We start from the raw sequence: 14,857 nt of genomic DNA on the forward strand, positions 1-14,857 counted from the left end.
CGTTCGGGGCGAGAGTTACGAGTTGCTTATCCCCGAAGGCGTGGTCAGCGGTCCCAATAACATGCCCGCCCCAGAGGTAAAAGCCACCCTCAAAGCGCAGTCGCAACAAATCACAACTGCGCTTGTAAATGACAAGGCAACGGCCGAAACAAAGGCATTGTACCAGAAGTTGGCGGCCAATTATGGTCAGAAAACATTTTCGGGAGCAATGGCCGACGTGGCTTGGAACACCAAAATATCCAACCAAGTGCACGCGCTGACGGGCAAATATCCGGCCATCAACGGTTACGACTACATCCATTTGCAGTCTACCAGCCCCGGCGGATGGATCGATTATGCCAACATCGCGCCCGTAAGGACCTGGCACGATGCTGGCGGAATGGTCACAATAGGCTGGCATTGGAACGTTCCCACGTCCAATCCCTACGCCTCCACGGTGCCCGTTGTGCTTTATGGCGGTCCAAATAAGGACATGCCGTCCGACTGGAGCGGCCACATACAACTCACAACGCAAGCAACGAAAGACATTTTGGCCAAAGCTTCGGTTGGAAGTAAGCTCGTTGTGAAAATCGCCAACGCGAAAGCCAACGCCCAAGGCTCGATTAAGAACAGCAAATGGGCAGGCTTTGTAGACGAGAACGGAAAGAACTGGGACTACTTCAACATCAGTGGCGACAGCTATACAATGACGCTCGACCAAACCACGCTTACCGAAATGCGCGCCAACGGACTGATTATTGGCGGACACGACTACACCGTTACGGGCGTTACCGTTGAGGCGGCAGGCACCGTGAAGTACGATTTCTACGCCGCCAAGAACGAGTTCACCCTCAACGATGCCGTTACAGAAGGCACGTGGGCTAATCGGTTTATGAAGTCCGACCTGGAAAAGATAGTGCCTTACCTGCAACAATTGCAGCGTGCGGGCATCCCCGTGCTGTGGCGACCGCTACACGAAGCGGCAGGAAAATGGTTCTGGTGGGGCAACGGAACGGCCGAAAACTATCGCAAGCTGTGGCACATCATGTTCGATTTCTTCAAGCAACACGGCGTAAACAACCTCATCTGGGTGTGGACTTCCGAAAAGAACGACCCCGATTGGTATCCTGGCGACGAATACGTTGACATCATCGGCACCGACATGTACGGACAAAACGGCACACCCGTAACTGCCCAAACCGCCGCCCAACGCTTTAACGAGCTGGCCTATCGCTACCCCACGAAGATGATTGCCCTTACCGAATGCGGCACCGTTGCCGACATATCGGCGCAATGGAATGCCGATGCCAAGTGGAGTTTCTTTATGCCGTGGTACCCTGGCGGTGGCGTTGTGCATGCCACCGACGCTTGGTGGAAGTCGGCTATGTCTAATCCTAATGTGATAACACGATGAAAAAAATTGTATTTTCACTACGTTTACGCCTACTTGGGGCTATGGTTGCGTGTCTGGCAACCATGCCTTTGCAGGCAAAAATCAGGCTCCCGCACATCCTTTCGGATGGGATGGTGGTGCAACAACAGGCAGATGTATGTTTCTGGGGATGGACTACGCCCAACACCAACGTAACCGTTGTACCCACATGGCAAGAAAAAAGGGTGACGGTGAAAAGCGATTCGCAAGGACGATGGCGCGTTGTGCTACGCACACCCAAAGCTAGTTTCCATCCTTTAAGCATCACATTCAGTGACGGACAGCCAACAACCATCAACAACATGCTAGCTGGAGAGGTGTGGGTTTGTGCCGGACAGAGCAATATGGAGATGCCCGTTCGCGGCTTTAACGAATGTCCCGTTGAGGGTTATCAAGATGCTGTATGGGCATCGGCCAACATGCGCGGCGTGCGTTACGTCAGCATTCCACCGCGAATGAGTAGCGTTCCGCTCGAAGATACACCCTGCCAATGGGTGAATATGAGCCCCAAGACGGTGAGCGACTGTTCGGCCGTGGGCTTCTTTTTCGCCCAACGATTGGCACAAGCCCTGCAAATACCCGTAGGATTGGTGCTAGCCAACAAGGGCGGAACGATGGTTGAGAGTTGGTTAAACGCCGAAAACCTGCGCAAATACACCGACGAGCCCACCGACTCGGTACAGCTTGCGCGCAAATACGCCTACGAATGGTTGCGCCCGCTGCTCTGGGGCAACGGCACTTTCCACCCCATCATCAACTATGGCGTGCGTGGCGTGCTGTATTATCAAGGTTGTGCCAACGTAGACCACAACCCCAACACCTATGGCGAACGCCTAAAACTACTTACACAACAATGGCGCAAGCACTTTTCGGACAACATGCTGATGCTTATCGTGGAGATTGCGCCCCATCGTTACGAGGGAGAAATGGGAACCAGCGCGGCATTTATACGCGAACAGCAATACAAAGCCAGTCTCGAAATTCCCCATTGCGCCATGATAAGCACCAACGACTTGGTATATCCCTACGAAGTGCGACAGATACATCCCACACAAAAACGCCCCATCGGCGAACGGCTTGCACTAACCGCCCTAGCACGTTACTACGGCTACGAAAAGGTGATGTACAAGCAGCCGGCATTCGAAAAGCTGGAGATAAAGGGCGACACTTGCGTGGTTCATCTCAAAGACACCTACACAGGCATTATACCCCAATCCACCTACGAAGGCTTTGAAGTGGCCGGTTCCGACCGCATTTTCCATCCAGCCCACGCCACTTACGTTCGCCACAACAAGTTCCGCCTCACCTCAAAGGCCGTTCCCAAGCCTGTGGCCGTACGCTATTGCTACCGCAATTTCTTGCTAGGCAACGTCAAAAACCAAGCCGCATTGCCCCTCATCCCATTCAGAACGGATAAGTGGTAAGGCGAAACAAACCTACGGGTCAGGCAAAAGAAGAGCGAAAGTACTTTTCTATTGCCTGCCCCTTTTGTGTTTTTAGGCTTTCGTTACATGCTTTACCTGTTGGGGTTAACCAATATGTTTTCCCATCTTTCCATTCACAGATAAAGCAGTCTACACCTTCATATAATACGCGCGCGCGATGAAAGTTACCTAGTAGCAGAGAAAAATATACTAAAAAAATAAGCGAAACCACCGCGGCATCAATTTCTCAATCGCCCAGCAGTTTCGCTTAATCATGTTATGTTCTTATTGTATGCGCAGAATTCCTAACCTATTCCACAGCATGTGCGCTTACTTAGCACCATAACTATAAAAGAACAAGGGGTTACCTGTTACTTTAAGTATTGGCCCTTCCACTTTCTTGGTAGCAGGGTCATAGCTGAAGAACCCATGTTCCGTTTTATTCGACAGTCCATAAACCACCTTGTTTCCGTATTTAGCCACAGCACAAGCGTGGGGATTAGAGTATCCCAAGCCCTCTATCTTTGTTATCGTCTTATTGTAGAGGTCTACTTCTACGGGGCAATAAGCAATTGTTAGATACGGATTTTTCGAGTCAGGGTCTAATTGGGGTGCGTTAATGTACGCGTAAAGCTTACCCCCAGCCATGTAGCAAACGGTTCCTAAGAACTTTCCATAGTCACCTACCAGTCCTGAAACCTTCACTTCGCTGAACTTAAACGAATAGTCGGGGTCTATTTCCATCGTTCCATTCTTTATTCTAATGATACCTCCGGGGAACTCTGGGTTCATTCCAAAGCTTCCAATACAGTTGATATAGATATCTTTGTTCTCGTCCATGAAGATTGATTGCGGGTCGATAGGCCTTGTAGCCATGCTTAGCCCCAGTGTAGTATTCACAATGTGCTTCTTCACTGCATCGGTCTTGGTGTCAATAACAACAAGTTCGGCACTCGCCTTTGTGGGCATCCAATTTGCATCGCGCTGAGAGAGACCTACAAACAAGTCTGCATCGCGCACAATCATGGCCGAGGGAGCAACATTCATCCCCGCCTGTGCATAGGCGTTAAGGTCTATTTCCTTAGCCTGCTTCATCGTCGTCGGGTTGAACACCACAATCTTTCCCGTGCCTTGACAGCTAACGTATGCCTTCTCGGCGTTCACTTCTACCACATTGCAAGCCTGTGCGCCAGCAGTGAGTTCCAGTTTCCCTTTCTCCACTAGTTCGCCGTTTGCATTGGGCACATAGCGAACTATTGCCGAACGGCTGTTCCCCATATAGTCGGGTAGCGAGTAAACGTTTCCACTGGGTGCAACGATGGGTGTCGTCCCAAAGCCAGTTGGACGTCCCTTCGAGTTGTCTATGGTATTGGCAGTAAGCTTTGGTATTCCTTGCAAGTATGCTGCCCCCGAATTGCCATCGGCGTTTGTTACCGACGTTGCAAAGAGCACACCTTCAAACTTTCCTCCTTCTCCACCCGGTTGCGGCGTTGGTTGTTCTTTGTTGTCGTCGCCGCAAGCGGCCATAGCGGCCATTGCGATGATGGCCATACATAATTGTTTCATTTTCATACTCTAATGCTTTTAATGGTTATAACATTGTATTTAATACGTTAGTTAAGTTCCTTACATATTATTTCAATACATACCGCACCTTAAAGGCCAACGTTCTACCAGGCAGCGGGCGGTTAAGTTCGCTCACCACCCACCTATCCGTGATGTTCTTTAACTTGAAAGTCAAAGTCCATCTGCCGTTACCGAAGCTGTGTTCCAAGCCTGCATCCATAGTGAACGATGTAGGTATCTTGCGGTCTTGGTATATGCTCATCTCAAAATCGTAGAAATATTGATGCACATAAGATGCGTCGAAGAGCAATCGCGTGTTTTGTCCTTTTCCACCAAAGAGGTTTTCCTTGTGCAACTCCGCTCCAAAGTTGCCCAGCAGATAGGGCACATTGGGTATGCGCTTGTTATATGTGGGATTTTCCACCTGCGTGCCAGGCATCATACGGCGCGTGTCGCGAAGGTCTTGCCACGTTCCATTGGCATAAAGGTAAGCCCAGGGCAGCACATCGGCCTTACAGTCTAGCTCCACACCCACCGTTCGCACATTGCCAAAATTGCGGTATCGGGCCATTGTGGGGATGATGTCGGGCGTAAAGCGCACCATATCGTGCAACACATTGTAAAAGCCGTTCAGTTCGCATTCCACAACTTGTCCTGCATCACTTTGCCGCCTATAAAGCAATCCAAGGTTTGTACCTGTGGTTCGTTCGGGCTTAAGTGTAGGCGACGGCAATATCGAATATCCATTACCTATCAGCTCTTCGCTAGTGGGGATGCGTACTTCCGAATTGAACGAAGCCTTAAGCATCAGGTAGGGCGTAAACTTAAAGCGCATGGCATCACTAAATCCCATGTAGCTTTTGGCCACCGAAACGGGTTCGGGATCACTTACGCCATACACCTCTATGGCCCTAGAATGCGACGAATAGAAGAAAGCTTTAAGGGTGAGAGCATTTTGGAAGCGGCCGCCGAAGAGCGTTAGGTCGTGCGAAAAGCCAACAGTGAGGTTATTCATGTTACTGGGAAAGTTGGCATGATAGTTCAAGGCACGGTCCATCAGCGTGTCTTTGGGGTTCAGCCGCGTATAGTTTTCGTACACGTTGAGGTTCAGCGCATGGTGCTCGTTAAGCGTATAGCCCATGTTCAGCTTGGCAATAAAGTCTTGCGAACGGTTTTTCCCATCGGTGGGATGGTTTCCCTGCTCCCCTCCAAAGCCCGAAACGGGCGGCAACTGCGTACCGTCCCAATCGTATCGGTGTTTGGCCGTATCGTGCATGCCATACCATCCCCACACATATCCCGCGTCGAGGTCGAAGTCTAAGCCATCAACGAAGAAGTTCTCGCGTTTCAACTTCAATGCGCTCACCAAGCTTTTCGACTCGTTATAGGCCTCTTTCACCGGCAGGTCTATGCCTTGTATCTGCTGTTTGGTACGCGTAAAGATTAATTCTGTTTTTATTTCGTCGAACCACCACTTAGTTGCTTTAAACGAAAAGCCCCCCATGGCCTTATCAAACTTGTCGTGGTCGCGCTTCACCACACGTCCGCCGAGGTTCTCCAAACGCATGGTATAGTCGTTATCCGAATGTGTGAGCACGCCACCCACACCAAATTGCAACCCCATTCGGGCATTGGTACGTTTTAGGACGGTAGAAAGCTGGTGCGTATTAAATGAGCTAATCTCATAAGCCACATCAAGATATACAGGTGGATATTCCTTAGTAACCACGTTAACAGCACCACCCAAGGCCGAACCACCAAACTTATAGGGCACGATGCCCTTATAAACCTCAATGCGTTCGATCATGCTTGTGGGAATATCGTTCAGGGCAACGAAGTTTCCTATCTGCGCCAAAGGCGTTCCGTCTACGAAAAGTCCCATGCGCTTACCTTCCAATCCTCTTACCGATATGCGCGATGCACTACCCATTCCACCCGTGTTGCGTACGGTTACGCCCACGGTACGCGCCAACACATCGTTGATGTTGGTTGCCGTTCCTTGTAGCTGGCGTTGCGAAATAACCGACACAGGCATAGCACCCTCGCGTATCTTCCGGGCTTCGCTACGTGCCGTAACAGTCACATCGTGTAGCGTGTGTTCGTCTGGCATCAACACCAAGTCGAGCTTGATGCTGTCTTTCCCATAGGTTTTCACTTGTTTCATCAGTTCTCCATACCCCACATACGTGGTTCGTAAACGGATGTTGGCATTGTTCTCAACAACGATTTGATAACTGCCACTCGCGCTACTCACGGCATTAGCCTTTGTACCCAGTGCCTCTATGTACGCGCCCATAAGTGGCTCGTTACTTCGGCCGTCGGTTATCGTACCATAAACCACTACATTTTGCGCGGTTAAAGTGGCGCTTAACGCGAGCAAGCATGCCACACACAACAAGCGTACAGTACAGCACAGCATACGTACTGACCGTGCCGCCTTTGCCTTTTTATAAAGAAGGAACATCTTTTACCTCTTACTTTTATCATGCACACGCGCCTGAATGCGTATCATCATCTTCAACGTGGAGGTGCCCATTATACTTAACGTCGTTATACATTTAAAAAATCGCTACAAAATTATAAAAACACATATTTACATGCAATACCTAACAATAGGTATTTGTACAACACGGGCAGCTGTTTTTTCATTAGCATTAACGACAAATCATTAGTTTACGCCATACTTCACAAAAGGGGTCTATGCCATTAATGCACCTAAAAGGGTTGATTAACAGAATTGCTCAAAACGAAGTGGCCCTGCCTTTTAACATTTCTATCAATTGAGAGGAGTTTGTTACCTTTGTAATGCCAACACAAGATAAACACTCCCTTCGTACACGAAGTGCAGGCCAAAACCTCTCACAGACTTATATAGTCAAACAGAATTGTATTTGCAAAGTCATAGGTGCATCGTAAACAAGCAAAAATCCTCCTTATCCTCTGCGCAAGGGTTTATTGATGCCATGCTACGCAACGTATTGCATTTTTCTAACAACATTTTGCCAGAAGCAATTCTGTTTGACTATAAAATCAATCTCTTCTAACCATAATACGATGAGGCTTGGGCAGAACTGCACCCCAAACCACAGCAAACACTGGTGAACAAGCAACAAGTGGCACTTAATTAAGCCCTAATCCCTTTTCCCCTTTACACCTTTTCTATTAATGCCGTGGCGTATGCGGCCATGCCTTCTTGTCGCCCAACAAAGCCCATTCGTTCGGAAGTGGTGGCCTTGATAGACACCGCATCGGGGTCTACGCCCATCAGTTTGGCCATACATTGCTGCATGGCAGGTATGTGAGGATTGAGTTTTGGCTGCTCGGCACACACCGTAGCATCTACGTTTCCCACGCGATAACCCTTCGTGGCAATAAGTTCCACGGTTTTTTCGAGTATCACTTTGCTGTCCATATTCAGCGTTTCGCTGGCCGTGTCGGGGAAGTGAAAGCCGATGTCGCGCATGTTCGCCGCTCCCAAAAGGGCGTCGCAGATGGCATGTATCAGCACGTCGGCATCGCTATGGCCCAGCAATCCCACGGTGTGGTCGATGCGTATGCCGCCCAACCATAGTTCTCTACCTTCCACCATGCGGTGTACGTCATAGCCGAAACCTATCCTGTAATTCATATTTTGAGGTTGTGAGTTGGTGAGTTATTGATTTTTTTAGTTGATGAGTTTGTGAGTTTTTAGTTTATGAGTTATTGAGTTGTTGAGCTTGTGAGTTATCGAGTTATTGAGAGTTTTCATTTATAAGTTTTTGAATGGGTGAGTTTTTAAGCCCATTAACTCGCGAACTCCGAAACTCATCAACTTAATAACTCCGAAACCAAAAGACTCAACAACTCCGAAACTCATCAACTCAACAACTCATCAAACTCACCTACGCTTAAACAAATCTTTCAGTCCGTCCATGTCGAACGTAAGCGAGAAACGCATTGTTTGGTCCAGCGGATTGCTCTTGGCTGTGGCGATAACATAGCCTGCATCGAGCGTAAAGGCACTCATTTTGAACCCAGCACCCACGGTAAAATACTTTCTGTTGCCCTTATTAGCGCTTTCGTGGTGGTATCCGGCACGCACGCTAAACTGGTCGTGGTACACATATTCGGCTCCAAAGCTTAGGCTAATCTCGTCTAACTCTTCTTTAAATCCGCCCGGTGCATCGCCGAAACTTTTGAAAATGCCACCGATAGACGACACATCGTAATAGTCTTTCTGCACTCGGCGTTGGTAATCTTCGGTCGATTCGCCCTCGTTTTGGTGCGGATAAGTGGGCACCAGCAGCTTATTGGCATCGGCTGCTAGGGTAAAGCGGTTGTATTCGTCAACGGGAATCATCAACGATGCGCCCAATCTTAGGTTAGTGGGGATAAACTCGCTGTTGGCGTCTTCGCCCATCGTTATTTTACTACCGATGTTAGAAACGTTCATACCGATACCCAATTGGCATTCGCGTTGTCCGATGTTCAAGTAGTTTTGGTAATATAAGGCGAGGTCGGCAGCGAATGCCGAACCAGGGGTTGTGTTGTCGGTGTAGCTGTAAGTTAAGTCGGAGTATATCCAACGAACGGCTGCTGCAATGGAGAACTTTTCGCTTAGCATCAGCGAATAAGCTACATCGGCCGACATTTCATAAGGGCGAATGGTGAGTGCGGGTGCCGAACTCGAGCCTCCGCTATTGTCGTTGGTGGTAACTTCGCCCAACGAGAAGTAGCGGATGCCTGCCGAAATGGCGGCATAGTCGCCTATGCGATAGTAGCCCGACATGTGAGCCAGACCAATATCGTTAACCAATTGGCGCAACCAAGGCGTGTAACTAAGCCCTACGCCGGCCCTAGATATGGCGAAAGGATATTTGGCTGGGTTCCAAAACTGCGAGTAAACGTCGGCTTCGGTAGCCGCTCCCACATCGCCCAAACCTGCTGCACGTGCATCAGGGGCAATGCCTTGCGATGTTACCGAGGTTCTTACGGGGTTGAATATCTCCTTTTTGTCGTCGGCCCAAGCAGTGGTCGTCGCTATGGCTAGCGTGAAGGCAAGGGCTATACGTTTGCTGTTTGTCATTTATTTATTCTTTATTTAGTCGACAAGTTCACGAGTTTACGAGTGGCCACGATTGCTTTGGCAAGCTTGGCACTACGCATTGCGCTTAGCAAAAGCGTGCTTTACTCGTTCGCTTTATAAACGCAGGGTTGCGCGTTTTATTGTTGTGAAGGGGCAAACACATTTAAAATCTGGCACGTTTACGCATCATGGTTTTGGCATTACCCCCTCTTTATCGTTTGCCTTGCACGATAAGCTTACGCGCTTTCGAGGTTTTGGCGGTGCCTTGTGCAGCTACTTTGGCACGATAGAGGTAAACGCCCGTCGACAGCACATGCCCATCTGTGCACACCAAGTCCCATGTTCGGGTGTAGTTGCCTACGGTTTGTGTGCCTCGTTCTTCGTTGGTCCACAACAGTTTTCCTGTCAAGTCGAACACTTCGATGATTATATCTACTGGCGTGTTGCCCATATCGTGGTTTACGATGAAGGTGGTTGTGGTGCGTGCAGGGTTTTCGGTGGCGTCTATCCAGATGTTGTCGGCCATCAGTCCGCCCACTACATGGAAGTCGAGCGTCACTTGCGACGTATTGTTTTGTATGTCGCTAGCTCTGAATTGCAGTTTATGCTTACCTGGCGAAAGCGTGGGAATGTTGAACATCACCGTGCCTGCGGTGTACGACCCGAAGTCGAACGTAAAGTGGTCGTTCAGGTTATAGGTTTTGTGCATGCTGCCGTCGATAACCAATTGCATGTCGTGTCCGATGCCGCTACCTGTTGCGTTCAGTCCGTCTTTATCCGAAATTTTGGCCACGAAGAGCGGCTGCGGTGTTACGTTACCCCCGTTTGTAAACGAGGTGGAGTTGAGGTAACAGTAAATGGAAGGCCCGATAGAGTCGTTGGCACTAAGCGTTCCGCTGCCGATGGTAAAGCGTTCGCTATATCCGTTGGCCCTTATGGTGCGTTCGTTGTTCACGGCGTATAGGGTAACAAGGCCCGTTCCGTTGTCGTTATCCACGTCGCGCGGCACGGCAAAGCTAAGTTTAAACTGGCCCTTGCGCACGCTGTCGGCTCCGTTAAAGATGGTGTTAACGCGGTCGGTATATGCAAAAGGCTTGTCGGCACCCTCTGTTGGCGACTGGTTGTTCAGCCTACCCACCAGGCGTTGCTTGCGGTCGCGCACGGTGGCCGTCACCACTCCTGCAAAGTTGGTGTGCCCTTCGATGTGTCCCACGACGCTGTTTACCTTTCCTGCCGCTAGTTTGGGCAGAATTGCCGCTTGTACGGGTGTACCGTTGATGCTGTCTACCACAACGCGTGCCGTGGGTCTGTTGATGGCCAATGCGGGGTCGCCCAACAACGAATATTGCAGTTTGTTGGTGGTTTGGTCTTGTCCGTCGGTTATCATATAATTCTTGGCTAAGCGTTGCGCCTCGCCAATGGTCATAGGCTTACCCCCATTCTCGCTAAACAGAAAATGCAGGTAGGCCATGTTGATGCGTTGGTTGTAATAGGCATATACCGTTCGTGTTGTGCCGAAGAAAGCCACTGCACCCCCATTCTTGTTCAGCACGGCCGCCTCGCCAATGGTGGGGACGGCTCCGTCGAAGGGCATGATGTCGCACGAGGCAGTTATCCAAAGGGGGAGGTTGGTATTGGAGAAGGCCTTGAAGTCGTTGAGGCGCAACACCGATTCGTGCGAAATTTGGTCGGTACGACCATGTCCCACGTAGTTCATCACCAACGCGCCTGCGGCCTGTTGCTGTTTAATGATGCTCGTTACTTCGGGGTAAGTGTGGCCCGTTGCGCTAGATTCGCGCTTAAACATATCCCACATCACCTTTTTAATAAGGTATTGTGGATGTTCTGTTGCTAAGCTGTCGGCCATCTTGTTGGCATCGCTCATGTGTAGGTTGTCGTTTCCGTCGTCGCCCATAAACATGATGGTGTTTTGCCATGCGCCTGCGTTGGCATTTTGGGCGTATGCAATGGTCTTGTCAACCATCGTTCGCGCATCGTTGGGATGTACCACGGGGAAACGACCAACGGCCACATCTTGCAAGTCGCTCCTTTCTAGATCTGTTCCTTCGCCGTCGTCGAGCAGGGTGAAAAAGCCGTCGTCTACGTAGCAAGTTATTTCATTAAACGAGTTCTCGCTTTCAAAGCAAAGTAGGTAATCGTCCACAGACGTTGTGCGCCAATCGCCTGTTTTCATGCGGTTGTCCCACGCGCAGTCGCCAAAGAGCAACAGGTACTTGGGCTGGTCGGCCTCGTTTTCAGCCCTGTCGTATAGCATTTTGAGGTATCGACGATAGGCATTGGCATCGGGTGTGCCGCTGGCAAACTCGTTATATAGTTCGTCGGCAGGCACGATACGCACGCGCATGCCATCGTGTTTTTCGTGAAAAGCTTTTAGCCTTTCGGCCTCTTGTCGCAGCTTTTGCGATGTGGGTATCACCATCACCATGTCTGCCGCCCCGTGTGCGTGTAGGTTTTGGGTGGTGATGTTGTGCACATATTGGGGTGTGGGGAACGTTGCCGCGTGCAAATCGGGTGCGTTTCGGGGCTTACTTGTGGCAATAGAGATAAAGTCGAGCCGTGCCGGACCGCCTTGGGTTACTTCGATTGTCACTTCGTTCTTGGCTGCAAACTGCTCAATGTTGGCAAAAAAATCGGCCCTGTTGCCCTTGTCGTATTTGCTAGGAATGGAAACATTTATCTCGCCTAGCCGTTTGCCGTTAATGCTGATGTTGGCTCGTGTGGCTGTTCCTGCCGAAAGCGTCACCGTAACACTTCCCCCCGTGTCGGCTATGGGGGCATCAATGGTGTAACTTTTCTTCGTTCCACGATTTATGGGCGTGTTCTCAAAGAGGTTTCTTCCGCCTGGATACCATGAGAAATTATCTATCTCGTGCAAGCTGTGATAATCGTCGGCCGACGGATAGAAGGAGTTTAAAAATGCGCTTTCGTCCACTCGAAGTGGCTCGCCATCGCTTTGTGTGAGGAAATAATAACCGTAATCTGAGTAGGGATTGCGTGTGCGTATTGCGGCAGAGGCATTCTCCCAGCTTACAGGACCTTTGGCATAAAACAGTCTTTTGCCGTCCACAAAGCAGGTTGCCACCTCTTTAAGGTCGTCTTTGGCTTGCAACTCGGCGCCTTCTAAGCGTTCGTTTTGCAGGTTTCCACCATAGCCATACACCTTTACCTTATTCATATCGTTAAATCCCGCTTGCCTAATCAGGCTCTCGGTTATCTGATATACGCCGTTTGCTGGTACGCGTATCTTGGCCCAACGGCCTGTGGCCAGCACCGAGTTGTTGGCATATCGTGCGGCCTTTGGCGTGGCGCGTGTTACTGCCAACGTCTTCCTTTGCGTACGTCTCAGGGGTTTAGCCTCCACTTTGAGCATAAATCCCACCAACATTTGGTAGCGGTTGTCGCGGAAAACCAATGGACAAAAGCCAACATTCAGTATGGCGCGCTTGCGGTCTAGCACAATGCGTTGTTCCAACTGAGGCATCTCTGGCAGCTGTTTGCCCCAATTAGCGTTATAGTTGGCGATGTCTGCCCGTGTCATCTCTGCAAATTCGGGGTAAACAATGCTTGCCGTATAAGTAGAGTCTTGGTAGTTTCCCGTTAGTGGAATGGCATGCCCGAAGTGTGGCAATATGCTGTCTACCCGCACTTGGTCGTAAGTGAGGTTGAAAAAACGCTGCGCCTGCATGGCAAAAGATGCCATGAGGAAAAGCAATGATATGGCTGAACGTATATATTTTGACATAAAGTACTTACAAATTTGGCCTCCCCCCGACCCCTTAAAGGTGAAAGGGTGAAAAATTGAAAAGGTGAAAAGATGGCTAACACCTTTTAAAGGTGAAAGGGTGAAAGGGTGAAAAGATGGCTACGCCTTTTAAAGGTGAAAGGGTGAAAGGGTGAAAAGATGGCTACGCCTTTTAAAGGTGAAAGGGTGAAAAGGTGAAAAGATGGCTAACGCCTTTTAAAGGTGAAAGGGTGAAAGGGTGAAAAGATGGCTACGCCACCTATTCATTTGGCTTAACTCCTTAACTCCTTACTCCTCAACTCCTTAACTCCTCAACTCCTTAACTCCTCAACTCCTTAACTCCTTAACTCCTCAACTCCTTAACTCCTTAACTCCATAACTCCTTAACTCCTCCTCTATTTGCACCTCACTTCCAGCACCTTTTTGTCTTCTAGATAGCCTTCCAGGTAGTCGCCTATGGCCACAGGCCCAACACCGGCGGGCGTACCCGTATAGATTAGGTCGCCCGTTTTCAGCGTAAAGAAACTACTGATGTAGGCGATGAGTTCGTCAACCTTAAAGAGAAGGTCGCTCGTGCAGCCCTCTTGCACCGTCTTCCCGTTTTGGTCAAGATGAAAATGCAGTGCATCCACACTTCTAAATCGTTCAATGGGAATCCATTCGCCCAAGGCGGCAGAGCCGTCGAACCCTTTGCAAAGTTCCCAAGGCAACCCCTGTGCGCGTAGCTTTTGTTGCAAGTCGCGCGCAGTGAAGTCGATGCCCACCGTCACAGCGTCGTAATATCGGTGTGCAAAGCGTTGCGAGATGCCCTTGCCCAGTCGCGAAATGCGCACCACCAATTCCGTTTCGTAGTCGATGCGCCCCATAAAGTCGGGTACGAAAAACGGCTTGCGGTCTTTTAACAGTGCCGAGTCGGCCTTGGTAAACACCACGGGCGTCTCTGGTCTATATAACGTTCCGTCCAGCTCTTTATTGTGTTGGGCGTAGTTCATTCCAATGGCGAATATCTTCATTTGCTTCTGTCTCAATCTTTTTTGCCCTACAAAAATACGAAAAATAATGCAAACAAGCTTTTAAAGGTGAAAAAGTGAAAGGGTGAAAAGGTGACTTTTAAAATACCAAAGTCGTATCTTGTGAGAACATTGGGTAAATACAACGAGAGGGCTTCAAAACAAAAAAGCCCTCTCGTATTCATTATTTATTTCCGTATTCCTGTGATAGCAGATAGTTTATATCGAAAATTACCACCTTCCTTACTATTGCTTCTTGTTTTTTCAAAATTTGTCTCAGGACCTTTATCTGTATTAAAAGCACCGCTATAATAATAGCCACTATCCCAGCCATTCCATCCCATATTACACAACAAATAATACCTTCGTTGTGTATAAGAACTTATGGTTTGCCCATTTCTTATGCGGAAGACAGAACGGCTCATTTCCAATAATCCGTGAACCAACCAACAATGCCCACCTGAGTATGAATACCAAGTCTTTATAGTAATGCCTAAAAATTTCTTTTTGGGTTTCGTTTCCTTTGCATAACCACTTACTAATACATAGTATCCTTTCCTTAACTCATTAACAATGTCTGTTTCATTGTAATCCTTTTTTATTCCGCCAGATGAAAAT

At 49.2% G+C, this 14,857-nt stretch carries 8 protein-coding genes and 1 pseudogene; 2 read left to right on the forward strand and 7 right to left on the reverse strand.

Translation table 11 applies throughout. From position 1 onward, the window contains the following. Both BN93_RS04815 and BN93_RS04820 read left to right on the forward strand, forming a co-directional pair. Window positions 1-1,393: glycoside hydrolase family 26 protein (locus BN93_RS04815; protein WP_019187208.1), on the forward strand; the 1,393-nt coding region annotated here is incomplete at its 5' end. Further along, the gene (locus BN93_RS04820; protein WP_084768690.1) at window positions 1,390-2,835 is read left to right on the forward strand and encodes a sialate O-acetylesterase; all 1,446 of its coding nucleotides are present in this window, start codon (window positions 1,390-1,392) and stop codon (window positions 2,833-2,835) included. The genes BN93_RS04815 and BN93_RS04820, both read left to right, overlap by 4 nt. A gap of 330 nt (window positions 2,836-3,165) precedes the next feature. On the opposite strand, the gene BN93_RS04825 is transcribed toward BN93_RS04820, so the two are convergent. The 7 genes and pseudogenes from BN93_RS04825 to BN93_RS17350 form a co-directional block, all read right to left on the reverse strand. Next, a complete protein-coding gene (locus BN93_RS04825; protein ID WP_044259874.1) occupies window positions 3,166-4,407 on the reverse strand; it encodes a YncE family protein in 1,242 nt (413 codons plus the stop codon). A 61-nt stretch (window positions 4,408-4,468) separates the two neighbouring features. Beyond that, window positions 4,469-6,820, reverse strand: a complete 2,352-nt coding sequence (locus tag BN93_RS04830) for a TonB-dependent receptor (protein WP_019187211.1) — start codon at window positions 6,818-6,820, stop codon at window positions 4,469-4,471. Window positions 6,821-7,549: 729 nt separating this feature from the next. After that, window positions 7,550-8,029, reverse strand: coding sequence for a 2-C-methyl-D-erythritol 2,4-cyclodiphosphate synthase (gene ispF, locus BN93_RS04835; protein ID WP_044259878.1), 480 nt, complete (start codon window positions 8,027-8,029; stop codon window positions 7,550-7,552). Between the two features lie 249 nt (window positions 8,030-8,278). Continuing rightward, window positions 8,279-9,466: a type IX secretion system outer membrane channel protein PorV gene (gene porV / locus BN93_RS04840; protein ID WP_009231427.1), complete on the reverse strand. Its 1,188-nt coding sequence runs from the start codon at window positions 9,464-9,466 to the stop codon at window positions 8,279-8,281. Window positions 9,467-9,677: 211 nt separating this feature from the next. Then, window positions 9,678-13,229, reverse strand: coding sequence for a type IX secretion system sortase PorU (gene porU / locus BN93_RS04845; RefSeq protein ID WP_044259880.1), 3,552 nt, complete (start codon window positions 13,227-13,229; stop codon window positions 9,678-9,680). A gap of 395 nt (window positions 13,230-13,624) precedes the next feature. Further along, on the reverse strand, window positions 13,625-14,242 hold the full coding sequence (locus BN93_RS04850) for a fumarylacetoacetate hydrolase family protein (RefSeq protein ID WP_019187214.1): 618 nt from the start codon (window positions 14,240-14,242) through the stop codon (window positions 13,625-13,627). Between the two features lie 185 nt (window positions 14,243-14,427). Continuing rightward, window positions 14,428-14,857 (reverse strand): annotated as a pseudogene (locus BN93_RS17350) (C10 family peptidase); the annotation flags it as partial.

Source organism: Prevotella conceptionensis 9403948, assembly GCF_000312305.1.
Taxonomy (GTDB): domain Bacteria; phylum Bacteroidota; class Bacteroidia; order Bacteroidales; family Bacteroidaceae; genus Prevotella; species Prevotella conceptionensis.

What these genes read in the sequence shown, in the direction of transcription:
- BN93_RS04825 (WP_044259874.1), bottom strand. Translation starts at nt 4,407, where the DNA reads ATGAAAATGAAACAATTATGTATGGCCATCATCGCAATGGCCGCTATG.
- BN93_RS04820 (WP_084768690.1), top strand. Translation starts at nt 1,390, where the DNA reads ATGAAAAAAATTGTATTTTCACTACGTTTACGCCTACTTGGGGCTATG.
- ispF (WP_044259878.1), bottom strand. Translation starts at nt 8,029, where the DNA reads ATGAATTACAGGATAGGTTTCGGCTATGACGTACACCGCATGGTGGAA.
- BN93_RS04830 (WP_019187211.1), bottom strand. Translation starts at nt 6,820, where the DNA reads ATGCTGTGCTGTACTGTACGCTTGTTGTGTGTGGCATGCTTGCTCGCG.
- porU (WP_044259880.1), bottom strand. Translation starts at nt 13,229, where the DNA reads ATGTCAAAATATATACGTTCAGCCATATCATTGCTTTTCCTCATGGCA.
- porV (WP_009231427.1), bottom strand. Translation starts at nt 9,466, where the DNA reads ATGACAAACAGCAAACGTATAGCCCTTGCCTTCACGCTAGCCATAGCG.
- BN93_RS04850 (WP_019187214.1), bottom strand. Translation starts at nt 14,242, where the DNA reads ATGAAGATATTCGCCATTGGAATGAACTACGCCCAACACAATAAAGAG.